Source organism: Pseudomonas arsenicoxydans, assembly GCF_006438915.1.
In the GTDB taxonomy this organism is placed as follows: domain Bacteria; phylum Pseudomonadota; class Gammaproteobacteria; order Pseudomonadales; family Pseudomonadaceae; genus Aquipseudomonas; species Aquipseudomonas arsenicoxydans_A.
The window spans coordinates 100,641-126,740 of the sequence record NZ_RCZE01000013.1; the positions used below are offsets into that span (position 1 = coordinate 100,641).

27 protein-coding genes are annotated in these 26,100 nt (G+C 59.6%); 13 read left to right on the forward strand and 14 right to left on the reverse strand.

The genetic code is table 11. From position 1 onward, the window contains the following. Positions 1 to 60 precede the first annotated feature (60 nt). Genes EAH78_RS24720 through EAH78_RS24730 form a run of 3 tightly spaced genes read left to right on the forward strand, consistent with a single transcriptional unit; the run spans position 61 to position 2,314 of the window. Complete coding sequence (locus EAH78_RS24720; protein WP_140669871.1) at positions 61 to 1,077, forward strand: aldo/keto reductase; 1,017 nt, start codon at positions 61 to 63, stop codon at positions 1,075 to 1,077. A gap of 2 nt (positions 1,078 to 1,079) precedes the next feature. Beyond that, positions 1,080 to 1,877 (forward strand): SDR family NAD(P)-dependent oxidoreductase, encoded by a 798-nt coding sequence (locus EAH78_RS24725; protein WP_140669873.1) that lies wholly within the window; start codon positions 1,080 to 1,082, stop codon positions 1,875 to 1,877. A gap of 26 nt (positions 1,878 to 1,903) precedes the next feature. After that, positions 1,904 to 2,314 carry an SRPBCC family protein gene (locus EAH78_RS24730; RefSeq protein ID WP_140669875.1) on the forward strand — a complete coding sequence of 137 codons (411 nt, stop codon included), beginning with the start codon at positions 1,904 to 1,906 and terminating at the stop codon, positions 2,312 to 2,314. Positions 2,315 to 2,464: 150 nt separating this feature from the next. Here EAH78_RS24730 and EAH78_RS24735 read toward each other — a convergent pair whose 3' ends face one another. Beyond that, complete coding sequence (locus EAH78_RS24735; protein WP_140669877.1) at positions 2,465 to 3,859, reverse strand: sensor histidine kinase; 1,395 nt, start codon at positions 3,857 to 3,859, stop codon at positions 2,465 to 2,467. Then, positions 3,837 to 4,520, reverse strand: coding sequence for a response regulator transcription factor (locus tag EAH78_RS24740; protein WP_140669879.1), 684 nt, complete (start codon positions 4,518 to 4,520; stop codon positions 3,837 to 3,839). Before EAH78_RS24740 ends, EAH78_RS24735 begins: the two co-directional genes overlap by 23 nt. Before the next feature lie 278 nt (positions 4,521 to 4,798). On the opposite strand from EAH78_RS24740, the gene EAH78_RS24745 reads away from it, so the two are divergent. Both EAH78_RS24745 and EAH78_RS24750 read left to right on the forward strand, forming a co-directional pair. Then, positions 4,799 to 5,728, forward strand: coding sequence for a hypothetical protein (locus EAH78_RS24745; RefSeq protein ID WP_140669881.1), 930 nt, complete (start codon positions 4,799 to 4,801; stop codon positions 5,726 to 5,728). 302 nt (positions 5,729 to 6,030) lie between these two features. Then, on the forward strand, positions 6,031 to 6,570 hold the full coding sequence (locus tag EAH78_RS24750) for a hypothetical protein (protein WP_140669883.1): 540 nt from the start codon (positions 6,031 to 6,033) through the stop codon (positions 6,568 to 6,570). Positions 6,571 to 6,700: 130 nt separating this feature from the next. Here EAH78_RS24750 and EAH78_RS24755 read toward each other — a convergent pair whose 3' ends face one another. After that, positions 6,701 to 8,512, reverse strand: a complete 1,812-nt coding sequence (locus EAH78_RS24755) for a monovalent cation:proton antiporter-2 (CPA2) family protein (RefSeq protein WP_140669885.1) — start codon at positions 8,510 to 8,512, stop codon at positions 6,701 to 6,703. A 212-nt stretch (positions 8,513 to 8,724) separates the two neighbouring features. Continuing rightward, on the reverse strand, positions 8,725 to 9,330 hold the full coding sequence (locus EAH78_RS24760) for a DJ-1/PfpI family protein (RefSeq protein ID WP_140669887.1): 606 nt from the start codon (positions 9,328 to 9,330) through the stop codon (positions 8,725 to 8,727). A gap of 152 nt (positions 9,331 to 9,482) precedes the next feature. Between EAH78_RS24760 and EAH78_RS24765 the strand changes: the two genes are divergently transcribed. Both EAH78_RS24765 and EAH78_RS24770 read left to right on the forward strand, forming a co-directional pair. Beyond that, positions 9,483 to 9,791, forward strand: a complete 309-nt coding sequence (locus EAH78_RS24765) for an RcnB family protein (RefSeq protein ID WP_140669889.1) — start codon at positions 9,483 to 9,485, stop codon at positions 9,789 to 9,791. A 99-nt stretch (positions 9,792 to 9,890) separates the two neighbouring features. Further along, on the forward strand, positions 9,891 to 10,379 hold the full coding sequence (locus EAH78_RS24770) for a hypothetical protein (RefSeq protein WP_140669891.1): 489 nt from the start codon (positions 9,891 to 9,893) through the stop codon (positions 10,377 to 10,379). Here EAH78_RS24770 and EAH78_RS24775 read toward each other — a convergent pair. Further along, the gene (locus EAH78_RS24775; protein ID WP_140669893.1) at positions 10,361 to 11,434 is read right to left on the reverse strand and encodes a sensor domain-containing diguanylate cyclase; all 1,074 of its coding nucleotides are present in this window, start codon (positions 11,432 to 11,434) and stop codon (positions 10,361 to 10,363) included. The two genes, EAH78_RS24770 and EAH78_RS24775, sit on opposite strands and share 19 nt — an antisense overlap. 157 nt (positions 11,435 to 11,591) lie before the next feature. Between EAH78_RS24775 and EAH78_RS24780 the strand changes: the two genes are divergently transcribed. The 3 genes from EAH78_RS24780 (at position 11,592) to EAH78_RS24790 (ending at position 13,289) form a co-directional block, all read left to right on the forward strand. Continuing rightward, entirely contained in the window at positions 11,592 to 12,326 is a 735-nt protein-coding gene (locus tag EAH78_RS24780; RefSeq protein ID WP_140669895.1) for a hypothetical protein, read from the forward strand. A gap of 35 nt (positions 12,327 to 12,361) precedes the next feature. Beyond that, positions 12,362 to 12,880 (forward strand): hypothetical protein, encoded by a 519-nt coding sequence (locus EAH78_RS24785; protein ID WP_140669897.1) that lies wholly within the window; start codon positions 12,362 to 12,364, stop codon positions 12,878 to 12,880. 70 nt (positions 12,881 to 12,950) lie between these two features. Continuing rightward, complete coding sequence (locus tag EAH78_RS24790) at positions 12,951 to 13,289, forward strand: FKBP-type peptidyl-prolyl cis-trans isomerase (protein ID WP_027923268.1); 339 nt, start codon at positions 12,951 to 12,953, stop codon at positions 13,287 to 13,289. Positions 13,290 to 13,297: 8 nt separating this feature from the next. On the opposite strand, the gene EAH78_RS24795 is transcribed toward EAH78_RS24790, so the two are convergent. The 3 genes from EAH78_RS24795 to EAH78_RS24810 all read right to left on the reverse strand — a co-directional run bounded on the left by EAH78_RS24795 (position 13,298) and on the right by EAH78_RS24810 (position 16,201). Then, positions 13,298 to 13,600, reverse strand: coding sequence for a pyocin S6 family toxin immunity protein (locus tag EAH78_RS24795; RefSeq protein WP_345789811.1), 303 nt, complete (start codon positions 13,598 to 13,600; stop codon positions 13,298 to 13,300). A 103-nt stretch (positions 13,601 to 13,703) separates the two neighbouring features. Beyond that, positions 13,704 to 14,735 (reverse strand): D-cysteine desulfhydrase family protein, encoded by a 1,032-nt coding sequence (locus EAH78_RS24800; RefSeq protein WP_140669899.1) that lies wholly within the window; start codon positions 14,733 to 14,735, stop codon positions 13,704 to 13,706. Between the two features lie 359 nt (positions 14,736 to 15,094). Continuing rightward, positions 15,095 to 16,201, reverse strand: coding sequence for a cytochrome P450 (locus EAH78_RS24810; RefSeq protein WP_140669901.1), 1,107 nt, complete (start codon positions 16,199 to 16,201; stop codon positions 15,095 to 15,097). Positions 16,202 to 16,283: 82 nt separating this feature from the next. Between EAH78_RS24810 and EAH78_RS24815 the strand changes: the two genes are divergently transcribed. Further along, positions 16,284 to 17,039: an ArsR/SmtB family transcription factor gene (locus EAH78_RS24815; RefSeq protein WP_240051938.1), complete on the forward strand. Its 756-nt coding sequence runs from the start codon at positions 16,284 to 16,286 to the stop codon at positions 17,037 to 17,039. 92 nt (positions 17,040 to 17,131) lie between these two features. Here the strand turns inward: EAH78_RS24815 and EAH78_RS24820 are convergent, their stop codons facing one another. The 5 genes from EAH78_RS24820 to EAH78_RS24845 all read right to left on the reverse strand — a co-directional run bounded on the left by EAH78_RS24820 (position 17,132) and on the right by EAH78_RS24845 (position 23,430). After that, complete coding sequence (locus EAH78_RS24820) at positions 17,132 to 18,151, reverse strand: branched-chain amino acid aminotransferase (RefSeq protein WP_140669904.1); 1,020 nt, start codon at positions 18,149 to 18,151, stop codon at positions 17,132 to 17,134. A gap of 307 nt (positions 18,152 to 18,458) precedes the next feature. Then, the gene (lpdA, locus tag EAH78_RS24830; RefSeq protein ID WP_140669908.1) at positions 18,459 to 19,841 is read right to left on the reverse strand and encodes a dihydrolipoyl dehydrogenase; all 1,383 of its coding nucleotides are present in this window, start codon (positions 19,839 to 19,841) and stop codon (positions 18,459 to 18,461) included. 18 nt (positions 19,842 to 19,859) lie between these two features. Continuing rightward, positions 19,860 to 21,134 (reverse strand): dihydrolipoamide acetyltransferase family protein, encoded by a 1,275-nt coding sequence (locus EAH78_RS24835; RefSeq protein WP_140669910.1) that lies wholly within the window; start codon positions 21,132 to 21,134, stop codon positions 19,860 to 19,862. Then, entirely contained in the window at positions 21,135 to 22,193 is a 1,059-nt protein-coding gene (locus tag EAH78_RS24840; protein ID WP_140669912.1) for an alpha-ketoacid dehydrogenase subunit beta, read from the reverse strand. Between the two features lies 1 nt (position 22,194). Then, complete coding sequence (locus EAH78_RS24845; protein ID WP_140669914.1) at positions 22,195 to 23,430, reverse strand: 3-methyl-2-oxobutanoate dehydrogenase (2-methylpropanoyl-transferring) subunit alpha; 1,236 nt, start codon at positions 23,428 to 23,430, stop codon at positions 22,195 to 22,197. A 185-nt stretch (positions 23,431 to 23,615) separates the two neighbouring features. Here EAH78_RS24845 and bkdR point away from each other — a divergent pair, with 185 nt between their 5' ends. Then, positions 23,616 to 24,104, forward strand: coding sequence for a Bkd operon transcriptional regulator BkdR (bkdR, locus tag EAH78_RS24850; protein ID WP_140669916.1), 489 nt, complete (start codon positions 23,616 to 23,618; stop codon positions 24,102 to 24,104). A gap of 133 nt (positions 24,105 to 24,237) precedes the next feature. Here the strand turns inward: bkdR and EAH78_RS24855 are convergent, their stop codons facing one another. Next, positions 24,238 to 25,101, reverse strand: coding sequence for an MBL fold metallo-hydrolase (locus EAH78_RS24855; RefSeq protein WP_140669918.1), 864 nt, complete (start codon positions 25,099 to 25,101; stop codon positions 24,238 to 24,240). A gap of 162 nt (positions 25,102 to 25,263) precedes the next feature. Here EAH78_RS24855 and EAH78_RS24860 point away from each other — a divergent pair, with 162 nt between their 5' ends. Beyond that, complete coding sequence (locus EAH78_RS24860; protein WP_140669920.1) at positions 25,264 to 26,070, forward strand: sulfite exporter TauE/SafE family protein; 807 nt, start codon at positions 25,264 to 25,266, stop codon at positions 26,068 to 26,070. Positions 26,071 to 26,100 lie beyond the last annotated feature (30 nt).

The following is a 26,100-nucleotide window of genomic DNA, read 5'->3' on the forward strand; positions in this document are numbered from 1 at the left end:
CAATCTAGGATCTGCTCAACGGTCAGGCAACTGGCCACTGAAACTGACGAGGATTGAATCATGAGCTTGAAAGACAAACTGCCCGGCGCGCTGGGTTTCGGTACCGCACCGTTGGGCAACATGTTCCGCGCGATTCCTGAAGACGAGGCGCTCGCCACCGTGCACGCCGCCTGGGAAGCCGGCGTGCGTTACTTCGACACCGCGCCGTTCTACGGTTCGGGCCTGTCGGAAATCCGTTTGGGCACCGCGCTGTCCCGATACAACCGCGACGACTACGTGCTGAGCAGCAAGGTCGGCCGGGTCATTCTGGATGAAGTCGAGGACACTGCAGCCCGTGACTTGGGCGAGAAAAGCGGGGTGTTTGAACACGGCCGCCCGAACAAGATCGTCAACGACTACAGCGCCGACGCGACGCTGCGCTCCATCGAAGACAGCCTCAAGCGTCTGCAAACCGACCGTTTGGACATCGTCTGGGTGCATGACATCGCACAGGACTTCTACGGCGATCAATGGCTGGAGTACTTCAATCAGGCCCGCACCGGCGCTTTCAAAGTGCTGACCCGCTTGCGCGAAGAAGGCGTGATCAAGGGCTGGGGCCTGGGCGTGAACAAGGTCGAGCCGTGCGAACTGACCCTTGATCTGACCGAAGCGCAACCGGACGGTTTTTTGCTGGCGGGTCGCTACACTCTTCTCGACCACGACCGTGCCTTGCAACGTCTGATGGACGCAGCGCTGGCGCAGAACGTCGAGATCGTGGTCGGTGGACCTTACAGTTCGGGCATTCTGGCCGGCGGTGCGCACTTCGAGTACCAGAAAGCCAGTCCGGCGATCATCAACAAAGTCGAGCACATCAAGCGCATCGCCGCTGCTCACGGGGTCGACATCAAAGCGGCAGCATTGCAGTTCTCGTTGGCTAACCCGGCGGTGGCGGCAGTGATTCCAGGTTCCAGCCGTCCGGAGCGTATTGCTGAAGACGTTGCCGCGCTGTCAGCGGTGATTCCCGCCGCTTTCTGGCAGGCAATGCGTGAGGCAAAACTGGTCTGCGACCGTGCGCCATTACCGATCACAGGAGTTTGAGCATGAAGATTGATCTGAGTGGAAAACTCGCCATTGTCAGCGGCAGCACCGCCGGCATTGGCCTGGGCATCAGCAAGGCGTTGGCCGAGTCCGGCGCCACGGTGGTGGTGATCGGCCGCGAGACGGCCAAGGTCGAACAGGCGCTGGCGAGCATTCGTCAAAGCGTACCGGACGCGCAGTTACGTGGCCTGACCGCGGACCTGGGCACTGCCGAAGGCGCCGAGGTGTTGTTCGCTGCCGAGCCGCGTGCGGACATTCTGGTGAACAACCTCGGCATCTTTAACGACGTGGATTTCTTCGACACGCCGGACAGCGAATGGGCGCGCTTTTATGAGGTCAACGTGATCTCCGGCGTGCGCCTGTCACGGCATTACGTACCGGACATGGTCAAGCAGGGCTGGGGCCGGGTGATCTTTGTGTCCTCGGAATCCGGCATCTCGATCCCGGCCGACATGCTCAACTATGGCGTGACCAAAAGCGCCAACCTGGCGGTGTCCCATGGTCTGGCCAAACGGCTGGCGGGCACCGGTGTAACGGTCAATGCGATCCTGCCCGGCCCGACGCTGACCGATGGCCTGGAGCAAATGCTCAAGGACGCCACCGCCGCGTCCGGTCGCAGTGTTCGCGAAGAAGCCGATGCGTTTGTGCTGAAAGCGCGGCCGACGTCGATCATCCAGCGTGTGGCGGATGTCGAGGAGGTGGCGAACCTGGTGGCGTACATCGCTTCGCCGCTGTCCTCGGCCACGACCGGCGCAGCATTGCGGGTAGATGGCGGTGTTGTCGATAGCATGGCGATTTGAATTTTTTGATTAACAGAGAGAATTACATGGCAACTGCATCAGCGTTTGTTGATATCCCGGCTTCGGCCGATGACGTGTGGCATTTGATCGGCGGCTTCAACTCGCTGCCGGACTGGCTGCCGTTTATTCCGAAAAGCGAACTGAGCGAAGGCGGGCGGGTGCGCAGCCTGCAAACCGCAGAGGGTGCGGTGATCGTTGAGCGGCTTGAAGCGTTTGATAACGCCGGCAAGACGTACAGCTATTCAATTGAGCAGGCGCCGTTTCCGGCTACTGCCTATCTGGCGACGATCAAGGTTGAAGCGCAGGGGCAGGGGACTCGGGTGACGTGGTCGGGTCGGTTTACACCTGTGGGGGTGAGTGAGGAGGAAGTGGTGGCGTTGTTCGACGGGATTTATCAGGGTGGGCTGCAGGCACTGCGAGCTAATTACCCGGCCTGAAAACACCCATTAATAATCACCACGAATCCCCCTGTGGGAGCGGGCTTGCTCGCGAAGGCGGCGTGTCATTCAACATCATTGTCGACTGACACGCCGCCTTCGCGAGCAAGCCCGCTCCCACATTGATTCCTCGTTGTCAGGGAGATTGGGTCATGTCTGAGGGATCAGGCTCTCCCGGCAATCCAGCACCAGCCGCGCGCCACCGAGTTCGCTGCTGCCCACCTCCAGCGCAAACCCATGCAAACCAGCAATCGCCGCAACAATCGACAATCCCAAACCAAACCCGCTTTTCTGATTACCACCCTCAGTCCGATAGAACCGCTGAAACACCGCTTCGCGTTCGGCCTCGGGAATTCCCGGCCCGGAGTCGAGCACTTCGATTCGCGTAAACCCGCCCTCGCTGACCCCACGCAAAATCACCTCGCCGCCGGGCGGTGTGAACTTTATCGAGTTGCTCAGCAGATTCGCCACGGCTTCGAACAACAACGCCCGATCGCCATTCAGCGCTGGTAATGTCTGCGGCAATTGCAGCTTGAAGACCAGTTCACCTTCCTCCGCCAGCGGCAGGTAAAAGTCGTGCAGCTCTAGCAGCAATGGCACCGGGTCCAGTTGCACAAAACCCGAGCGGCGCTGGCGATCCTCCAGCTCGGAGATCCGCAGCAACCCGCGAAAGCGCGCCATCAAGGTGTCGGCCTCACCGAGCACCGAATCCAGTTGCACGGCGAGCGTCGAGTCATCTCCCGCCTGCTGCTGAATCCGGTACAGCTGCGCCCGCAAGCGTGTCAGCGGGGTGCGCAGGTCGTGGGCGATGTTGTCACAGACACCCTTGACCTCGTGCATCAAGCGCTCGATACGTTCGAGCATGGCGTTGACGATGGTGGCGAGCATGTCCAGTTCGTCGCGGCGATTGGACAAGGGCAGGCGCCGGGTCAAGTCACCGGCGACGATGGCTTCGGCGCTGGCTTGAATGGCACGGATGCGCCGCAGGGGCCGGCGGCGCAACAGGTGCCAACCGGCAATGCCCGGAATGATCGTCAAGGTCACGCCCCAGAACAACGCATGAAGGATGATCCGGGTGACGGCGAACAACGAACCGTTGTCGCGCACCAGCACCAGCCAGCGACCGTCGCGGGTCTGGGTCGCGACCGCGTCGCAACTGTCGGCGGGCAGGATCGGGTCGTCGGAGTCGGTGCAGTCGCTGAGCATGTGGATCTTGCCGTCCAGCGGCAGGCCTTCGGGGATAAAACGCAGGGCACCACTGAGGTAGCGATGCTGGTGATCGAACAGGCCATAGGCATCGATGCCCCGGATGTCGAAGGTCATGCTGACGGCGAGGGCGTCCACCAGTTGCTCGCCTTGAAAACGCGAAAACAGATGCTGACGTTGCATCAGCGAGTGTTTGGCCAGGTTGTCGAGGTAATCAGACACCTCGTAGTACATGACGCCCATGAGGATCGCGCTCCAGATCACGAACAGCGAACTGTAGAGCGCCAGCAAGCGGCTGCTGGAAGAGCGCCAGCCTTTAGACGGGTTCGGCAATGACATAACCCGAGCCTCGCACGGTCCGAATCAGTGGGGCCTGGCCTTGTGGGTCGATTTTCTTGCGAAGACGGCCGATGTGCACGTCGATCAGGTTGGTGCCGGGGTCGAAGTGGTAGCCCCAGACTTCTTCGAAAATCATCATGCGCGACAGAATCTGCCCGGTGTTGCGCATCAGGAATTCGAGCAGTTTGTATTCGGTCGGCAGCAACGTCAGCAACAGGCCGGCGCGGCTGGCTTCGTGGCTGATCAGGTTGAGTTCCAGATCAGCTACTTTCAACGTCGTGGCCTGGGCGGTCACGGTGTTCTGGCGGCGCAGCAGCACTTCGACCCGGGCGGCCATTTCATCAGTGGCGAACGGCTTGGTCAGGTAGTCGTCACCGCCGGCGCGCAACCCCCGCACCCGCTCATCGACGTCGGAGAGGGCGCTGATCATCAGGATCGGCGTGGCCACGCCCATGGTCCGCAGCGTGGTGACAATCGCCAGGCCATCGAGCTCCGGCAGCATGCGATCGAGGGTGATCAGGTCGTAGTCACCACTGACCGCACGCTCAAGGCCTTCGCGGCCATTGTCGACCCAGTCGACATCGAGGCCGTGGCTGCTCAGTTCGGCGACGATTTCCCGGGCGGTCACGGCGTCGTCTTCGATGGTCAAGATGCGGGTCATAGGGCTGGCCTGATTAGCGGTTCTCAATGATGTGCAGCATTTTGCCAAGAAATGATCGATGCCTTTCTAAATAAAACTTCATGCGCTCACTATTTCAATCAATGCAGAAAACCCGCTGCGCTGAGGCATTCCTTGCAAATTGCATGAGAAAAGGAAGTTCAATATTTGTAAGTGCTTGAAAAACAATGAGATGTTAAAAAATCGCGACTGGCACGCTGACTGCAATGGTGCATTTGAAGAGTTGTAACACCATCTTTCCTGCCTGGAGCGATAAAACAATGAATAGATCTTCTGATGGTTTCTATAACGTCGCAGAAGAAACGAGCACGCTCTCGGGTGTGTCCTGGGGGGCGATCTTCGCCGGGGCCGCTGCTGCGGCGGCGTTGTCGCTAATCCTGGTGCTGCTCGGTTTCGGCCTCGGATTTTCGGCGGTGTCGCCGTGGGCCAATGAAGGTGTGAGTGCCAAGGGTTTGGGCATTTCGACCATCGTGTGGCTGGCGGTGACGCAAATCCTGGCGGCCGGGGCTGGCGGATACATTGCCGGTCGCTTGCGGGTCAAGTGGGCCAACATGCACGGGGATGAAGTGTATTTCCGTGATACCGCCCATGGCTTTCTCGCCTGGTGCGTGGCGACGCTTGTGACCGCGACCCTGGTGGTCGGCTCGGTCAGTAGTGTCGTCAGTGGTGGCATGCAGGCTGGGGCCAATATGGTCGGCGGGGCGGCCAGTGCGGCCACTCAAGCCGCCGGCACCGCTGCCGCCAATACCAATAGCGATCAGTACGGCTATTTCGTCGACAGCCTGTTCCGTGACGATCGTCCGGCCGCCGTCAGCGATGACGCCGCGCGCGGCACCGTGACTCGCATCTTTGTGCGCAGCCTGGGCAACAACGGCCTGAGTGCCGAAGACCGGACCTACCTCGCACAAATGGTCGCCCAACGCACCAACCTGACTCAGGCAGACGCCGAACGTCGTGTCGATGAAGTCTATGCCCGTACGCAAAAAGCCGTGGCCGACGCCAAACTGGCTGCCCAACAAGCTGCTGACAAAGCCGCGAAAGTCGCTGCCTGGACGTCGCTGTGGATGTTCGTCGCGCTGCTCATCGGCGCGTTTTTCGCCAGCCTCGCCGCCACTTTTGGTGGTCGTCGTCGGGACGCCGTTGTGTACGTGGAAACCGACACTTACGTCACTACCACCCCTGTTCGCTAACCCAGGAGAATCATCATGCGCTCATTACTGCTGTTCTTTCTTGGCGTGCCGATCCCGATCATTATCCTGATCGCCCTGTTCATGCATTGATCCGCTGAGGCTCATGCCTCTGCCGCTTCCGCCTCTGGTGGAAGCGGCGTTTTGCTTTGTGGCCCCCAATAAAGCGAAGATGCTGCACAACTTTGGGAGCGGGCTTGCTCGCGAAGGCGTAGTTACTTTCAACACCTTCGTTGCCTGACACTCCGCCTTCGCGAGCAAGCCCGCTCCCACATTTAATTTGTGTTGCCTTGGGGAGATGTGCGTTGGACAAAAAGGAAATCAAGCGGCAGGTGATGGCGGCACTCGACGCCGGGCACTGCAAAACCGCGACGTTCAAGGCGTTTTCCGGTGGAGTGGTCAAGGACCGGGTACTCGCTTACTGGATCGGCGCCAGGCCGGATCCGGCGTTGCGGGAAAAACACTCGCTCAAGGTCAACATTCTGCTCGCACTGACTTGCCTTCAAGCCTTGCTGGGGGCCGTGACCGGATTTTATCTGGGCTCGATGATCGGCCCCGGTGCCGTGGTGTTTTTCACCCTGTTTGCGGCGTTGGTGCCGCTGGCGTTTGCGTGGGGTTTCTACAAGAACTCGGCGCAGGCCTATACCATTTACATGATTCTGACCGTCAGCCAGATCGGGCGGATGTTTCAGGGGTATGAGGAAGATCCGGTGATGACGGTGGTCGGTGTGGTGATCACGTTGGCCATGGTGTTTTATGTGGCCTGGGTGAAGGCGCTGCTGTTCCCGGACCTGGGCTTTGTGGGCTCGAAAAAGGTTAAGGGGCAGTTTGTGTTTTCCAACTGATGCTCGGGTGGGGGCCTGGCATTGCACCGCGTTATCGTTCATCGCGGGCAAGCCATGCTCCTACAGGGCGAACGCGGTTTACTGTAGGAGTGAGCCTGCTCGCGATAGCGGAATAACCACCACCGATAATTTAAGCTTTGCCCGCTTCCTGCTCCTCCAACTGATCCGACTCAAACAATTTAGCCAATTCCGCCCGCGCTTCTTGCGCCGTCTGCAACACCTTCGCCGCATCGTCATACACCGCGTGCTGGGCCTCCAACACCTGTTCATCGTGATGCTTGAAACGCTTGATCCGTGCATCCGCCTGCGCTTGGGTCAACCCCAGTCCAACCAGTGTGCGCCGGCTCATTTCCAGGCTTGAATAATAGGTTTCACGAATCGCTTCGGCCCCCAGGTCCACCAGGCGATGCACATGCTGGCGGTTACGCGCCCGGGCAATGATTTTGATGTGCGGGTACAACCGGTGCACCACCTCGGCGGTCTTGATATTGGTGTCTGGATCATCGGTGGCGATGATGAAATATTCCGCCTGTTCGACCTTGGCTGCGCTGAGGATCTCCGGGCGCATCGGGTCGCCATAGAACACCGGCACGCCGCCAAAACTGCGCGACAGTTCGATGGTTTCCACCGACGTATCGAGCGCCACGAACTTGATGTTCTGCGCCCGCAGAATCCGCGCAACGATCTGCCCCATCCGGCCCATGCCGGCAATCACTACGCGTGGCGCATCGGTATCGATATCGCGGAATTTCTCCGGCACCACCACGGGCTGAACCGTGGGCGAATACAGTCGGGCACACAGCAGCAACAACAGCGGAGTCACCGCCATGGACAGAGTGATCGTCAGCACCAGTAAGTCGTACAGGTACGGCTCGAAAAGGCCCTGATCGCGGCCGATCTTGAACACCACAAACGCGAATTCACCACCAGCCGCCAGCACGATGCCCAGGCGCAACGCACTGACTTTGCCCAGACCACCGGCCAATCGGCCGACCACAAACAGCAGCGGCAATTTGATTGCGATCAGCAGCAGGGTCAGCCCCAGTACCGCCAGCGGGGCGCTGAGCAGCAGACTGAGGTTGGCGCCCATGCCGACGCTGATGAAGAACAGCCCCAACAGCAGGCCCTTGAACGGCTCGATCTGCGCTTCCAGTTCATGTCGGTATTCAGAGTCCGCCAGCAGCAACCCGGCGAGGAACGCGCCGAGCGCCATGGACACGCCGACCAGGTCCATCAGCCACGCCGTGCCGATCACCACCAGCAACGCCGTGGCGGTGGATACCTCGGGCAAACTGGTTTTGGCGACGATGCGAAACACCGGGCGCAACAGATAGCGCCCACCGATGACCACCACCGCAATGCTGCCCAACACGCGCAAACCGTGATTCAGATCTTCAGCGGCGGTGGAGGTGTGATCGCCGCCGGCAAGCAGCGGAACCATGGCGATCAGCGGGATGGCGGCGATGTCCTGAAACAGCAGAATCGCAAACGCCAATCGACCGTGGGGACTGGTCAGCTCCTTGCGTTCGGCCAGGCTTTGCAAGCCAAACGCAGTGGACGACAGGGCAAGGCCAAGCCCGAGCACGATGGCGCTGTTCAGCGGCTGGCCGAAGACGAGCAGCGCCAGCACACCAATCACTGAACCGGTCAGCAGCACTTGCGCCAGGCCTACGCCGAACACCGCTTTGCGCATCACCCACAAACGTCGTGGCGACAGCTCCAGACCAATGATGAACAGCAGCAACACCACGCCGAGTTCAGAGATATGGCTGACGCTTTGCGGATTGCCGATCAGCCCCAGCACCGACGGCCCGATGAGGACGCCGGCAAACAGATAACCCAGCACGGCTCCCAGTTGCAGGCGTTTGGCCAAGGGCACGGTGAGCACCGCCGCGAACAGAAACACGACAGCGGCTTGCAACAGGTTGCCTTCATGGGGCATGGCTTACTCCAACACTCGATACGGCGGAGCGCCAAGGATAAAGGCTGCGGCGGGATGAGTCAGCCGTGTTGGCCGACAAACCGCGAATACCGCTATAGCGAGCAGGCTCACTCCCACAGTTGATCTTCGGTGAACACAAATTCTGTGCCCGACTCAGATCCATTGTGGGAGCGAGCTTGCTCGCGATGGCGTCCGGACGGACAACCAGTCAGTCAGATAAACGCCTCGATATGCGCCATCCCCCGAGCCACATATTCTTCCTTCTCACCCACCGGTGCGAAGTTGTGCAACACCTCTCGCGCCGCTTCAGTGCTTTTCAACCGAGCCAGAAACCACACCGCCAAATACTGCGCCGACAAACATCCACCCGCCGTGGCGACATTCCCATTGGCATAGAAAGCCTGATTCACCACGTTGACCCCGGCCGCCTGCACCCAAGGCTTGCTGATGGCATCAGTGCAAGCGGGGGCATCACCCAGCAAGCCAAGCCTGGCCAGCAAAAAGGTCCCGGAACACTGCGCGGCCAATAACTGGCGGCCTGGATCGAAGCGCAACTGATCCATGATCGTCGCGTCCTCTGCCACTTCGCGGGTCTTGCGGCCACTGCCGACCAGCACCGCATCCGCCTGACAAGCCTCGGCCAGATCAATGTGCGCATCAATGGTCAAACCGTTCATGGACGTGACGCGCGGCGTCGGCGAGGCAATGCTCACGCGCCAGTCCTTGTCACCCAGCAGCGACACGCGGCTGAGCATGCCGTAGGCGATCAGGGAATCGAGTTCGTTGAAGCCGTCGAAGGTCAGAATGGCAATGTGCATGGCGGTTGATCCTGAGTGTATTCACGCAGCCTACGCCGACCCGAGGCGCGGTTCCCGGTACAGTCCGGCACAGATTCATCGCAACAGTAAGGAATGATTCACCGCGAGCACAGTCGGAGTACAGGTGCCATGACATTACTGGAGGATCACCCATGAACCGCAAAACCCTCATCGCCGCCCTGGCCATTGCCGCCGGCGTTGCCGGTATCAACCCCATCGTTCAGGCGGCTGAGACCCCTCAGAAAACCGTGCAGCCCGGGGTCAATAACTCCCGGGAACTGGTGGTCGGCGACCGCGCCCCGGACATCTACCAGCGCAGCGAAAAAGCCCTGGCTAACTGGAAGGACAAAGGCCTGAAAGCCCCGAAGGATCAGGCTCAGTGGGTGCAGATCAATGACAAGTACATGATGGTGATGATCACCAACGGGACAATTGTGGACATCACGCCGGTGGAGCGTTAGTCGCCTGCAACAATTAGCCATGGATGGTTAATTGAAATAGCCGGCCGTTCCGGTGAATCTGTGCGGCGATTTCATTGACTGGATGTCAGGAGCGGCTCGTTGGAAAAGAAACCTCTCTACCGCAAGGAAAACACCCGTACTTGGGGCGTTCGGCGTAACGACATTGCGGGCGAGTATCGGCACCAGCGTAATACCAAGGCTGAAGTTCAAAGCGACGTGTCACGGGGTTCGATGCACGGAACGCGCCGTCATGGGTTCGACTACACACCTTTGTTCCGGTTTCTGTTGTCCCGCGTCGGTAGGCAATGGGATGAGGTTTTCAGTGAGGCGGGAGCTCGTCTCGACAACTCCGAGCCGGTGTTCTGGATGGTTGCCCTGCATGAAAGCGAAAGGCAGGAGACGGTGCGTCTGGGGGAGTCGAGCTATTTCAGTGGGTTGTATGTGGATGACTTGGGAGTTCTGCAGATCGTTAACCCCGAACTGACGGCGCAGAGCATGATGCCTTACTGTCACTGCTGCACCCACACCTTCAATGGCGAACTTTTTGGCCAACGCAAGGACAGGGCAGCTCATTCAACCCGGCTGTGAATGCCCATCTGTTCACCCAACCGATACTGATTATTGCTACTGCGCTTGGCCTCATACATCGCCAGGTCTGCAATGTGAATCAGCCGATCCATGCTCGGCGCGTGGTCCGGGTACACCGCGACACCGAGGCTGGTGCCAATGTGGCGCTGGTCGTTGCCGATGGTGATGGGCGGTGACAGTTCGACGAAGATTTTCTGGCAGATGCTGCGCGCTTCATCCTGCAGATCGATGCCTTTGGGCAACCCTTGAAGGATCACCACGAATTCGTCACCACCAATGCGGGCAACGGTGTCGGTTGAACGCAGGATTTTCTTCAGGCGTGTGGCGGTGGTGACCAAGACGCGGTCGCCGGCCGCGTGACCGTAGTGATCGTTGATCGCCTTGAAGCCATTGAGGTCGACAAACACCAGCGCCACCCGGGTGGCGCCGATGCGCGCCTGTTCCAGCGCTTCGGACAGACGCTCTTCCAGCACCAACCGATTAGGCAGGCCGGTCAACGGGTCGTAGTGAGCCAAGTGCTGGAGGTAACTGGCGGAGGCTTTTTCCTCGGTGATGTCGCGCACCACGCCCATCATTTTGATGGTGGCATCGTGGTCGTTCTTGACCACATTGCCGGTCTCTCGCAGCCAGTGAATACTGCCGTCGGGCCAGACGACTCGGTATTCCTCGTCATGGTTCTCGCCGGTTTCCAGGCAGCGCAGCTCCCCGGCCCGCACGCTGGTGCGGTCCGCCGGGTGTACGCAGGCGCAAAACAGGGCGTAGGAGGGCGTCACTTCGCCGATCTTGAACCCGAACATGCCGTAGATCGCATCCGACCAGTAAAGCTTGTCGGTGTCGACGTCCCAGTCCCAGGTGCCGATGCGAGCGAAGTATTGGCTGCGTTTGAAGCGTTCGGCATCACCGTCCTGGCGCACGGACGGTCCCTCGGCCAGGCTGGCGATCAGCACGCGACACTCGGCCAACTGCTGTTTCAGCGTGCGCACGCGATAGATCATCGCGATGAGCAGGGCAAACATGACAGAGCCGATGGCTGCGCTGGTCCAGGCCAGAATCATTCAGGAATAGTCATTGGGTATTAAACCGAGGGAAACGTTGGTGCTTATGTTAGTTCACCGCGCTGTTGGGTTGCAGTCGCTTTCTGTCTGACGAGCGCTAGACTTTCTGTGCACGCCATCTGCTTCGTGATCATCCGTCAGCCAGGAGATCCTCAGCATGACTCAGGTCAACCCGTCTGGCCCGACGCCCCCACCACCTGCGCCGGAGAGTTCACAGTTGTCGGCGCACTTCGGTGGGCCGACATTGCTGTTTGCGGCTTATCTGTTTTTCTACTCCTGGCTGCATTTGTTTTATTACTTCAAGACGTTCGGCATACCGCTGGTGTCGCTGGATATCTCGCTTTATTTCTATCTGGCGTTTGCCTGGACTGCAGTGAAACAGTTCGGGGGCTGGATCCCCCTCATTCTGGGCGGCGGTGCCATCCTCTATGTTGCGCTTAACGGAGGCTGGTCTTCGGACCACAAGCTGTTTCCGCTTTTTTTGCACAAAGTGCTATTCGCGATTTTTTTGGTCTTGGGACTCTGGGGCACGTCTGTCCTGGCCGAGTACCTCGGTACGTTACAGGCCCAGCAAGTCCGCGACGGCGGCGTATTGCACCCGATTCGCCTGCACTTCGAAGACAAACAGGCCAAAAACTTTCCGTCGGAACTGACGATGGCGACGGCCAGCAAGGATGGCGGGATTAAAGAAGCCGTGCTGCTGATTGAAACGGACGAGACGTACTTCGTGCTGGTTCAAAAGGTACTGATGAAAACCGATAAGCAGCCGCAACGTTACGATTCATTCGGCACGGTGTATCAAGTGCCGAAGAAGCAGGTGATTTACGTTGAAATGGATGTGCCCAATATGCCGCGCGTTACCCGGACATTGTTTTTAAACGAGTTCCTATAGTCATCACGCGGTACTGGACTAATGGCAGGTGCGCTATGACCAGACTGACGATTGCCCTGACCCTCGCTCTGTTTGGGAGTGTGGCGCAGGGCGAACAGATATTGAGGATGCCCACTGGCGACCAGTACCTTGGCAACGAAACCGTGGACCACTCAGGCATTTTTGTTGATTGCGCAAACAAACCCCATAGTTCGGCGGACGGCACGATCCAGCCGACGAGCCAACGGTGTGACAACAATGTCATCGTTGTCATGGCGCCATCGTTGATCACTCGCTCACCGCTAGAGGTGGTCAGCGTGGACCCGACGGCCAAAAAAATCGAAGTCATGGAGGGGAATACGATCCAGACCCTCGACTTGAAACAGTTCCCGGATCTGCATTGGTTTGATTTCTCCAAAGGCGACCAGATCGGGATTGTGACTGACCAGAAAAGCAGTACAGGCAAATGGATCCTTCCGGAAGCGATTTTCGGCAAAGACTTCGCGGTCGATGCAAAACAGAAAGAAGACAAAAAAGTCGTGGAAATGTTGTCCCACCCCGATAAAGGCACCTGAAAAGTTGCCATCAAGCTGATTTTCTGGGAAAACCACGCTCCTCGAATTCTGCAAACAGATAAACACCGTCATGAATAACGAACTGCAAATAATCGACCTCCAGCCAGGCGACGGCAAAGCCGCCGTCAAAGGCGCGCTGATCACCACCCAGTACCGTGGCTGGCTGGAGGACGGCACGGAATTCGACTCTTCCTACAGCCGTGGCAAACCTTTCCAGTGCGTGATTGGCACGGGCCGGGTTATCAAAGGGTGGGATCAGGGAATCATGGGGATGCAGGTGGGCGGCAAGCGCAAGCTGCTGGTGCCTGCGCACCTTGCATATGGCGAACGTTCGATGGGCGCGATCACGCCGAATTCGAACCTGATTTTCGAGATTGAATTGCTGGAAGTGCTGACGCGGGATGATTGACTGAACACCTACCCCCGCAGCCCTATGAAAAGGTCCAACTCAGTCGGTAGCTGCTCCTGGAGCGCTATGGCGATTTGTTGGACCTGCCCGGCGTTCAATAAACAGTCCCCGTCCTCGCTTTGATCAAGGTTCTTCCAGCCCAGTACACCCAGTATCACGGCTTCTGACTCAGGCGGAACGGTCAGTTCGTACTGTAGAAAATCACCCTCCTGATCACCTTTTGAAAATCCGCTGATCCAAAAAAAATGGACAGGGTGCCCGTTGACCGACGTCAGGTCTTGAACCAAAGGTGTCTCTGCTATACGCGCCATTAGCGTTCTTCTCTCATCCTATAAAAGCGATGCGAACGCTATCTCAATGGGCGTTTGATAGATGTAGGAGCATTCTGAATTTGCGGCCGTTGTTTCAGATGGTTCAACCCTGAAACGTCTCCCGATACGCATACAACCCCGGCGTTCCCCCGGTCATCACAAACAACACATTGTCCCCGCGCTGGAACCGCCCGTCCCGGAGATCGGCCACTAACCCGGCAAACGCTTTCCCGGAATACACCGGGTCAATCAGCAACCCTTCAGCCCGAGCCATCAAGCGCACCGCCTCATGCATGGCCGGCGTCGGCAGGCCGTAACCGTCGCCCAATTGACTGCCGTCGATAACAATCTGTGAGGCCTGAACAATCGAACTGCTGCCCAGCAACCCCAGCACCTCCTGGGTTAATTGCCGGGTTCGGGCCGCTGAAGACGCTGTGTCAGACAGCACCGAGTACGACTTCACCCGCGAAGTCCCTCGACCCAGCAACTCAAACCCCGCCGCAAGCCCGGCGTGGGTGCCGGCGCTACCGTTGGGCACCACGACCTGATTGAAGGTGAGGCCGAGTTGGTTTTCCTGTTGCGCAATCTCCGCCGCGCAGCGCGCATAGCCAAGACTGCCCAGCGGTGTCGAGCCCCCCGTAGGAATCACCAACACCTTGTGCCCTTCAAGCCGAAGCTGTTCGGCACGCTTCTCGGCTTCGGCCAGCGAATCGCTGCCGCCAGCCAGTACGCGAAGGTCTGCGCCAAACAACTGGTCGAGCAGGACGTTGCCGTTGAGTTCGTAGTCCACTTCCGTTTTGGGCACTGAACGGGTCAGGATCAGTTCGCAGGCAATGCCGAGGCGGGCGCACACGGCGGCGGTCAGGCGCGCATGGTTGGATTGGAGGCCGCCGATGGTGATGATCGTGTCGACCCCGGCTGCCAGCGCTGCGCCTAGGTGAAATTCAAGTTTGCGCAGTTTGTTGCCACCGCCGCCGATCAGCATGTGATCATCGCGCTTGAGGAACAGGCCGATGCCTTGCGCCTTCAAACCCAGTTGCTGTTCGAGGCGTTCGGCCCGCTGGATCGGTGTCGGGCCTTGCAGAAGGTCGGCGCGGGCAAAAGAACTCAGTGACGTGTCCAGTAGGGTTTGCATCAATGACGCCTCGTTGTTCAGTGTTATTACCGTGACTCTAGGGAGAAACTCCCGGCGGATAAACGCATCGCCGGTTATTACTCCTTTAACCTGATGTAATTAGTGCTTTGGCCAACGGTGAACTGGTGCGGATCATGGAGGATTATGTGCCGCCGCCCAAGCCTGTGCAGATGGTGTATCCGCGGTCGCGGAAGTCGTTGCCCAAATTGAAAGCGTTTGTGGAGTTTGTGGTGGGGCGGTTTGTGATGTAGTGCATGTGAAGGCGCCATCGCGAGCAAGCTCGGCTCCCACAGAGATTTGTGAACACTGGAGATCCAATGTAGGAGCCGGGCTTGCCCGCGATGAACGATAACGCGGTCTCAAGCCAAATCACGAAACACCGGAATCCGCCCATTCAGCGAAGGCCGATACGCCCAGGCCAACCGCTCCAGCGCAGGCCGATGCAGCAGAATCTCCCGCAACGTCGCACTGGCAATTCCCAGCGCCAACACTTGCCCCGGGCACTGATGTCGCCCCGCGCCAAAGGTAAAACTGCGGCGCTGCGGGCGATCCAGTAGAAAATCGTCAGGGCGATCATTCAACTGCGGATCGCGATTGGCCGCCGCCAACACCAGCAAAATCACATCGCCCGACTGGAAGTTCACCCCCTCGATTTCACACGGTGCATCTACAAACCGCCGTGTGTTCTGCACCGACGGGTCAAATCGCTGGGTTTCGGCAATCAAATCCTCCACCCGAGCCTCGTGTAGCAATGGATTTTTCATCACCGCCAACAGTGCATTACCGATCAGCCCCGCAGTGGCCTCAAACGTCTGGGAAAACAAGCCAATCAGATTGGCGATCAGCGTTTCCTGGTCACCGCTGAAGCGCCCGCGAATCACGGCGAGCAGAGGGCTTTTGTTGTCCGGATCATCCAGCAACTCGACGAAATAACCCTGCAAATGTTCAGCGGCAGCCTGTGCAGCGTCGAGTTGCGCCTGATTGCTCAGCGGCGACAGGCACGCCACGAACTCCGCCGTCAGCGCACTGATCGTCCGACCCTGCGCCGGCGTGAACCCCAACAACGCTGCCACCACGCACACTGGCCCGCGAAACATGGCGTTGTACAAACCGTCGGCGTCCGGCGTGATCAGCCGTGCTGCCACCAATGTATGGACTTCATCCCTATCAATCGACCCCAGCCCCGGCTCAATCGCCGACCGCGGGCAACGCTGCCGTTCGCCCTCATTCATCCGCATCAACTGCCCGAACACCTTGCCCGCCATGCCGCCGGTAATCGCCTTGGGCACCGGTTCAGCGTCCGGGCGGACATGGCAATCAGAATGGGCCAGCACGGCGGCGACCGCTCGGGCGCTGCTGGCCACCCACAGGTTCAGTCCGGCGTGAAAATTCAGTCCTCCTTGGGCACGCAATTGCGCGTAATAGGGATAAGGGTCGGCATGAGTCGCAGCGATGATCGGGTCCATGGGTCGCAGCCTTGTTCGGGGTGGGGAAAGTGTTGCTACTATCTCCAGTCCCAAAGGCCCTTGATTCGTCCGGGAGCGAAATATGAACGCAGAACAACATGACATCGGCGTCTCTCAGGTCGCGGCCGCCATCGCGGAGCCGGCCCGGACGAAAATCCTCTGTTCGCTGATGGACGGCCACGCCCGCACCAGCACTGAACTGGCCGCGATTGCCGAAGTCAGCGCCTCTACCGCCAGCGCACACTTGGCCAAGCTTAAGGAGCAGGCGCTGGTGCGGCTGCACGTGCAGGGCCGCCATCGTTATTACAGCCTGGCGGACAAGCGCGTGGCCCAGGCGCTGGAAGCGCTGATGGTGATTGGCCAGAACAACGCGCCGGCGTACCACTCGCGCACGCCGGATCGCCTGCAATTTGCCCGGACCTGCTACGACCACATGGCCGGCACGCTGGCGGTGTTGCTGCATGACCGGATGCTGGAAAAAGGCTGGTTGCTGGAAACCGATGAGCAGGCGTATCGACTGAGCGACAGTGGCGAAGCGCTGTTTGAAGGATTGGGTGTTGAGGTCAAGGACCTGAGCACGCTGCGCCGCCGTTTTGCCTGCCCGTGTCTGGACTGGAGCATGCGTCGGCCACATCTCGGCGGTTCGCTGGGGGCGGCGTTGCTGCAATCTGCGATCAAGCGCAAATGGGTGACGCAGGACTTGGACAGCCGGGCACTGACGTTGACGGCGGTGGGGCGCAAGGCGCTAGGCATGCAGTTTGATTTGGTGCTGCCGTCTTCAAGTGGTTCCGCGATGCCTATTGATAAAAAACATCAGGAGGTTTCTTTTAGTTATTGATTTATAAGGATAACTGTTAGATATAAAAGGCGAAAAAAAGCCCGACTATCCAATCGATAGCCGGGCTTTTTTGCTCACGCAGAGGCGTAAGATCAAACCTTGACGATCCAGCCCGCTGGCGCTTCGATGTCGCCGGTCTGTACACCCGTCAGCTCTTTGTAGAGCTTCTGGGTGACCGGGCCGACTTCGGTTTCGCTGTGGAACACGTGCAGGTGGTCGTTGTAGCTGATGCCGCCGATCGGGGTGATCACGGCCGCGGTACCGCAAGCGCCGGCTTCCTTGAAGTCGGAGAGCTTGTCGATGAACACGTCACCTTCGATCACTTCCATGCCCAGACGCGATTTGGCCAGTTCGATCAGCGACAGGCGGGTGATGCCTGGCAGGACCGACGGCGAGTTCGGGGTGACGAACTTGTTGTCGTGGGTGATCCCGAAGAAGTTGGCCGAGCCGACTTCTTCGATCTTGGTGTGCGTCATCGGGTCCAGGTAGATGCAGTCGGCGTAGTGCGCCTTCTTGGCCTGGGAACCTGGCATCAGGCTGGCGGCGTAGTTGCCACCGACCTTGGCCGCGCCGGTGCCTTGAGGGGCTGCACGGTCGAAGCTGGAGATCAGGAAGTTGTGCGGGGTCAGGCCGCCCTTGAAGTAGGCGCCGACCGGGATGCAGAAGATCGAGAAGATGAACTCGGGGGCGGTACGCACGCCGATGTTGTCACCCACGCCGATCACGAACGGACGCAGGTACAGCGCGCCGCCGGTGCCGTAAGGCGGGATGAAACGCTCGTTGGCGCGGACCACTTCTTTACAGGCTTCGATGAACTGCTCGGTTTCCACGAACGGCATCAGCAGGCGTGCACAGCTGCGCTGCATGCGCAGGGCGTTCTGGTCCGGGCGGAACAGGTTGATCGAGCCGTCCTTGCAACGATAGGCCTTCATGCCTTCGAAGCATTGCTGGCCATAGTGAAGGGCGGTGGAGCCTTCGCTGATGTGCAGCACGTTGTCTTCGGTCAGGGTGCCTTTGTCCCACTCGCCATTGCGCCAGTACGACAAGAAACGCTTGTCTGTCTTGATGTAGTCAAAACCCAGCTTGTCCCAATTGATGCTTTCGTTACCCATGACACCCTCTATCACTGAACAACCGCCGAAACGGTTCAAGGCTTCTGACGTTTTTTGGATGGGGACAACAATACTTCATTCTTGGGCTAAATCGCAGCCCAGACTATCGGCTGAAGGGCAGATTTCTTAGCCTGCTGATGAAAATTGCCGCCGATTCTTCATTGTTCGAAATCCTGTGGCGAGGGAGCTTGCTCCCGCTCGGCTGCGAAGCAGTCGTAAATCCAGACAATGCGGTATGCCTGGAAGTCAGAAAGGGGCCGCTTCGCAGCCCAGCGGGAGCAAGCTCCCTCGCCACAGTTGATCGTGTTTACAGGTGCAGCGCATGCCCGAGGGCACGCAACGCCGCTTCCTGCACAGCCTCGCCCAGCGTCGGATGCGCATGGATGGTGCCGCCGATGTCTTCCAGCCGTGCGCCCATTTCAAGGCTCTGGGCGAACGCCGTCGACAACTCCGAGACACCAACGCCAACCGCCTGCCAGCCGACAATCACATGATTGTCCCGACGAGCGACCACCCGCACAAAGCCGCTTTTCGACTCCAGCGTCATCGCCCGGCCATTGGCCGCGAACGGGAAGCTTGAAACGATGCAGTCCAGGCCGGCAGCCTTGGCCTCGTCCGGCGTCTGGCCGACCACCACCAGTTCCGGGTCGGTAAAGCACACGGCGGCGATGGCGGTGGGGTTGAACTCGCGGGTTTTACCGCTGATCAGCTCGGCCACCATTTCGCCCTGAGCCATGGCCCGGTGCGCGAGCATCGGTTCGCCGCTCAGGTCGCCGATGGCGTACACATTGCGCATGCTGGTCTGGCAGCGGTTATCGATCTTGATCGCCGAGCCGTTCATGGTCAGGTTAAGCGCTTCGAGGTTCCAGCCCTGGGTGTTCGGCTTGCGACCCACGGCGACCAGTACCTGATCGGTTTCCAGGTTCATGGTGTCGCCATCCGGCGCCAAGACTTGCAGGGAATTGTTCGAGGAATCAAAGCCTTGAACGCTGTGCTTCAGGTAAAGTTTTACGCCCAGTTTTTTCAGTTCGTCGTGGACCGGCTGAGTCAGTTCGGCGTCGTAGGCGGGCAGAATGCGTTCTTGCGCCTCGACCACGCTGACGTCGGCACCGAGCTTGCGATAGGCAATCCCCAGTTCCAGACCGATGTAGCCGCCACCGACCACGGTCAGCCGCTTCGGCACGGAGGTCGGTGCCAAGGCTTCGGTGGAGGAGATGATCGGGCCGCCAATCGGCAACATCGGCAGGTTTACGCTTTTCGAGCCGGTGGCCAGCACCAGGTGCTCGCACTGAATGCGTGTGTCGCCGACGTCGACGGTTTTGCCGTCGACGACCTTGGCCCAGCCTTGAATGACCTGAACCTTGTTCTTCTTCAGCAATGCCGCGACGCCAGTGGTCAGGCGATCAACAATGCCGTCCTTCCACTCGACGCTCTTGGTGATGTCGAGGGTCGGCGCCGAAACGCTGATGCCCAAGGCCGAGTGCTGGCTGTGGTGTTGCGTCTGGTGGAACTGCTCAGCCACGTGAATCAGCGCTTTCGACGGAATGCAGCCGATGTTCAGGCAGGTGCCACCCAGGGATTCGCCTTCTACCAAAATGGTTGCAATGCCCAGTTGACCGGCACGAATCGCCGTCACATAACCGCCAGGGCCGCCGCCGATGATCAGCAGCGTGGTGTTCAAAGTTTGCATTGTGCTCTCCAACAAAAATCAGTCCACAAACAAGGTGGCGGGTTGTTCGAGCAGGCCACGAACGGCCTGGATGAATTGCGCCGCGTCCATGCCGTCGACCACACGGTGATCGAAGGAGCTGGAGAGGTTCATCATCTTGCGAATCACGATCTGGCCTTTGACCACCATCGGGCGTTCGACGATTTTGTTCACGCCGACAATCGCCACTTCCGGCAGGTTCAGCACCGGCGTGCTGACGATGCCGCCCAACGCGCCAAGGCTGGTCAGGGTGATGCTCGAGCCGGACAACTCATCGCGGCTGGCCTTGCCGTTGCGTGCCGCGCTGGCCAGACGGGAGATTTCGCTGGCGTTGTCCCACAGGCTGCGGGCTTCGGCGTGACGCACCACCGGCACCATCAAGCCGATGTCAGCCTGGGTGGCGATGCCCACATGCACCGCGCCGAGGCGGGTGATGACCTGGGCTTCGTCGTCGTAACGGGCGTTGATCTGCGGGAAATCACGCAGGGCAACGACCAAGGCACGAACCAGGAATGGCAGCAAGGTCAGCTTGCCACGGGTGGCGCCGTGTTTTTCGTTCAAATGCGCGCGCAGTTCTTCGACGGCGGTGACGTCGATTTCTTCGACGTAACTGAAGTGTGCGGCACGCTGGGTGGCGTCCTGCATGCGCTGGGCGATCTTGCGGCGCATGCCGATGACCGGGATTTGTTCTTCGTCGTTACGCTGGGCGTAAGCAGAGGAAACGGTCGAGGCGCTCGACTGACCCTGCGCCAGATAGGCGTCGAGGTCTTCGTGCAGCACGCGACCGGCAGGGCCGCTACCACGCACCAGGCGCAATTGAATGCCGAGGTCCAGTGCGTGTTTGCGCACGGCCGGGGAGGCCAGCGGACGTTCATCGGCCTCGCGGGCCACGATCGGGCCTTGGCAAACGGCCGCTCGCGGCGCGGCAGCAGCAGCGACCGGTTTGCTTTCAGCAACGGCTGCAACATTAGGCGCCGCAACCGGAGCTTCTTTGACTGGAGCAGGTTGCGCCGACTCTTTAACGTTGCCCGCGCCTTCCACTTCAATGCTGATCAGGATGCTGCCCACCGCCATGACTTCGCCCGGCACACCGCCCAGGGCAATCACTTTGCCGTGGACCGGCGAAGGGATGTCGACCATCGCCTTGTCGGTCATCACATCGGCCAGCACCTGATCTTCGACGACCATGTCGCCGACCTTGACGTGCCACACCGACAATTCAACTTCTGCAATGCCTTCACCAATGTCCGGCATTTTAATAACGTGCGTGCCCATTCAGACCTCCATAACCCGATGCAAAGCCGCGCCCACTCGGGACGGGCCAGGGAAATACGCCCACTCTTGTGCGTGCGGGTAGGGGGTATCCCATCCGGTAACGCGTTCGATAGGCGCTTCCAGGTGGTGGAAGCAGTGCTCTTGCACCAAGGCGACCAGTTCGGCGCCGAAGCCACACGTGCGGGTCGCTTCGTGAACGATCACGCAACGGCCGGTTTTCTTCACCGACTTGACGATGGTCTCCAGGTCCAGCGGCCACAGGCTGCGCAGGTCGATGACTTCAGCGTCGATACCGGTTTCTTCAGCCGCGACTTGCGACACGTAAACCGTGGTGCCGTAAGTCAGGATGGTCACGTCTTTGCCCGGACGGGCGATGGCAGCGACGTCCAGCGGTACGGTGTAGTAACCGTCTGGTACTTGTGCAGCCGGGTGTTTCGACCACGGGGTTACCGGGCGGTCGTGGTGGCCATCGAACGGGCCGTTGTACAGGCGTTTTGGCTCAAGGAAGATCACCGGGTCATCGTTTTCGATGGAGGCAATCAGCAAGCCTTTGGCGTCGTAAGGGTTGGACGGCATGACCGTGCGCAGACCGCAGACCTGAGTGAACATCGCCTCGATGCTCTGGCTGTGGGTCTGGCCGCCGTAGATGCCGCCGCCGCAAGGCATGCGCAGGGTCATCGGGGCAGTGAACTCGCCGGCCGAGCGATAACGCAGGCGGGCGGCTTCGGAAATGATCTGGTCCGACGCCGGGTACACGTAGTCGGCGAACTGGATCTCGGCGACCGGACGCAGACCGTAGGCGCCCATGCCCACGGCGGCACCGACGATGCCGCTCTCGGAGATCGGCGCGTCGAACACGCGGGAGGTACCGTACTTGGCCTGCAGGCCTTCGGTGCAACGGAATACGCCGCCGAAGTAGCCCACGTCCTGGCCGAACACCACGACGTTGTCGTCACGCTCAAGCATCACATCCATGGCCGAGCGCAGGGCCTGGATCATGGTCATGGTGGTCGTGGTCATGGCGGTTTCCAGCTCGATGTTATTGTTGTGGTCGTTCATGTCAGATCCCCAACTCTTGACGCTGGCGCTTCAAGTGCTCCGGCATCTCTTTGTAGACGTCTTCGAACATGGTCGCGGCGCTTGGAATCTGGCCGCCGGCGAGGGTGCCGTACTGTTCGGCTTCTTTCTGTGCGGCGATGACTTCGGCTTCGAGCTCGGCGCTGACGGCGGTGTGTTCCTCTTCGGACCAGTGACCAATCTTGATCAGGTGCTGCTTGAGGCGCGCAATCGGGTCGCCCAACGGGAAGTAGCTCCAGTCGTCGGCAGGACGGTACTTGGACGGATCGTCGGAGGTGGAGTGTGGGCCGGCGCGGTAGGTGACCCATTCGATCATGGTCGGGCCGAGGTTGCGGCGAGCACGTTCGGCGGCCCAGGCAGAGGCGGCGTAGACCGCGACGAAATCGTTGCCATCAACCCGCAGGGAGGCAATGCCGCAGCCGACGCCACGACCGGCAAACGTGGTGGCTTCGCCGCCAGCAATGGCCTGGAAGGTGGAGATCGCCCACTGGTTGTTGACCACGTTGAGGATCACTGGCGCACGGTAAACGTGGGCGAAGGTGAGGGCGGTGTGGAAGTCGGATTCAGCGGTGGCGCCGTCGCCGATCCAGGCCGAAGCGATTTTGGTATCGCCCTTGATCGCCGACGCCATGCCCCAGCCCACTGCCTGGACGAACTGAGTCGCGAGGTTGCCGGAAATGGTGAAGAAACCATAGTCCTTGACCGAATACATGATTGGCAACTGACGACCCTTGAGCGGATCGCGCTCGTTGGACAACAGTTGGCAGATCAGGCCCACCAGCGGCACGTCGCGGGCCATCAGGATGCTTTGCTGGCGGTAGGTGGGGAAGCACATGTCATCGACGTTCAGGGCCAGGGCCTGACCCGTGCCAATGGCTTCTTCGCCGAGGCTCTGCATGTAGAACGACATTTTTTTCTGACGCTGGGCGACCACCATGCGGTTGTCGTAGATCCGCGTCTTGAGCATGGCGCGCATGCCTTTACGCAGGATCTCGACCGGTACGCCTTCAGCCCATGGACCGAGGGCATTGCCCTGGTCGTCGAGCACGCGAATCAGGCCCTTGGCCAGATCAGCCGTGTCGGCCGGTTCAACGTCGATGGAAGGTTTGCGCACCGTACCGGCGTCGGTCAGACGCAGGTAGGAGAAGTCGGTTTTGCAGCCAGGACGGCCCGAAGGTTCGGGAACGTGCAGGTGCAGCGGTTCGTACGCTTGGTTCATGGCTTCTACGCTCGATCTTGTGAATTTCTTGTAGTGAGCTGACCGTCATTCTTCTGTGGAAGAAATCTTGTCCTACAACAATCATAGGCCCGGCGAAGAAGAATATTTATCTCTGTTTCGTTGCGCTGGCGATCATTTGAGGATAAAAAATCTGCATAAACACAAAAAACAGGTGGTTTTGTCTCATGCGCAAACTGGACCGTACCGATATCGGCATTTTGAACAGCCTTCAGGAGAACGCGCGCATCACCAACGCCGACCTCGCACGCTCGGTCAACCTGTCGCCGACGCCGTGCTTCAACCGGGTCAAGGCGATGGAAGAATTGGGCCTCATTCGTGAGCAGGTGACGCTGCTGGACGCTGATCTGCTGGGGCTGCACGTGAATGTGTTCATTCATGTGAGCCTGGAGAAACAGGTGGAGGAGGCGTTGGCGCATTTCGAAGAGGCGATCTCGGATCGCCCGGAAGTGATGGAGTGCTATTTGATGGCCGGCGACCCGGACTATTTGATTCGGGTATTGGTGCCGACCATTCAGTCGCTGGAGCGCTTCATGATGGACTTCCTTACCAAAGTCCCCGGTGTGGCGAACATCCGCTCAAGCTTCGCGCTCAAGCAAGTGCGCTACAAAACCGCACTGCCGTTGCCGGCCAACGGCCTGACCCTCTCGAGCTAGCGGCAATCGATCGTTCCCACGCTCTGCGTGGGAATGCATCCCGCGACGCTCTGCGTCGCATTACGAATCGGAACGCGGAGCGTCCCAGGCGGCATTCCCACGCGGAGCGTAGGAACGATCAGCGTGGAGGGCGTCAGAGTTTGTTGATGGGGATTTTCAGGTAGGTCACGCCGTTACTCTCGGCGGGTGGCAAATTCCCGGCCCGCACATTCACCTGAATCGCCGGCAGCAACAGGTTTGGCATGCCCAACCCTGCATCGCGTCGGGTGCGCATGTCGACAAACGCCGCCTCTTCAATGCCGTCATGCACGTGAATGTTGCTACTGCGCTGTTCGCCGACGGTAGACATGCACTGGGATTCGCGGCCATCGGGCGGGTAATCGTGGCAGACGTATAAACGCACACTGGCCGGGAACGCCAGCAGTTTGCGAATCGAGGCAAACAACTGATTGGCGTTGCCGCCCGGAAAATCGCAACGCGCGGTGCCCACGTCGGGCATGAACAGCGTGTCGCCCACCAGAATCTGCTCACCGTCAATCAGGTAGGCCATGTCCGCCGGCGTGTGGCCGGGTACGTGCAAGGCGGTGGCCTTGAGATTGCCGATCATGAACGACTCGTCCGGCGCGAACAGATGATCGAATTGCGAACCGTCGACGCGAAATTCCGGCTCCAGGTTGAACAGGCCTTTGAACACCCCCTGAACCTTGCTGATCGACTGCCCGATCGCAATCTTGCCACCCAGTTCGCGGCGCAGATAAGGCGCGGCAGACAAGTGATCGGCATGGGCGTGGGTTTCCAGCAGCCACTGCACCTGCAACTGATGCTCGCGAACAAAAGCGATAATTTTGTCGGGCTGAACAGTGCACGTTCTGCCGGCTGCCGGATCGTAGTCGAGCACCGGGTCGACGATGGCGCACTGGCCGCCATCGGCTTCGTAGATCACGTAGCTGTAGGTCGACGAGGCGGGGTCGAGGAAAGCTTCAATCAAGGCAGGCATGGTGAATATTTCTATCTGAACAAGCACTGAGGGTAGATTCATTCTCCCTGCATTGGCCAGCACCGCATCAATTCATTTAATGAAAATATCTGCGCGGGCTCTATCCTGTCAGTCATCGATACCGGGCGTTCCCGGCCTTTTTGAGCTGATCACGAGTGCTTTATGTTGCTGGCGAGTTTTTTTGGAGTGGTCATGGGCCTGGTCCTCGGGTTGACCGGGGCGGGCGGTGGGATTCTTGCGGTGCCGGCCCTGGTGTTGGGGCTGGGGTTGACCATGACCCAGGCCGCGCCCGTCGCCTTGTTTGCGGTCGGCAGTGCGGCGGCGGTCGGGGCAATTGATGGCTTGCGGCATGGCCTGGTGCGTTATCGCGCGGCACTGCTGATCGCGCTGCTTGGCGCGGTGTTTTCGCCGGTGGGCATTTACTTTGCCCATCAGTTACCGGAAAAAATCCTGATGATTCTGTTCAGCCTGCTGATGGTCATGGTCGCCTGGCGGATGCTGCGCCGTGAGCGTCAGGACGAGGGGCCGAGCGATCATGGCCATGCCAACTGGGGGCAGAAGAACTGCATGCTCGATCAGCAGACCGGGCGCTTTTCCTGGACCGCCAAATGCACCGCGACGCTGGCGGCGCTTGGCGCGGTGACGGGCGTGGTGTCCGGGCTGCTGGGCGTGGGCGGCGGTTTTCTGATCGTGCCGGCGTTCAAGCAACTGACTGACGTGCAGATGCGCGGGATCATCGCCACGTCCTTGATGGTGATCAGCCTGATTTCCGCGATCGGCGTGGTCGGCGCGTTTCACGCGGGCGTGCGCATCGATAGTCTCGGTGCCAGTTTCATCGTTGCCAGCATCGTCGGCATGATCATCGGCCGCAAGCTGTGCGCACACGTGCCCGCACGGGCGTTGCAAGTCGGCTTTGCCAGCGTCTGCCTTGTGATCGCCGCGTTCATGCTGTTCAGGGCTGGCGTCTAAAACAACACCTGCCTGTGGGCAGGCCCGCTC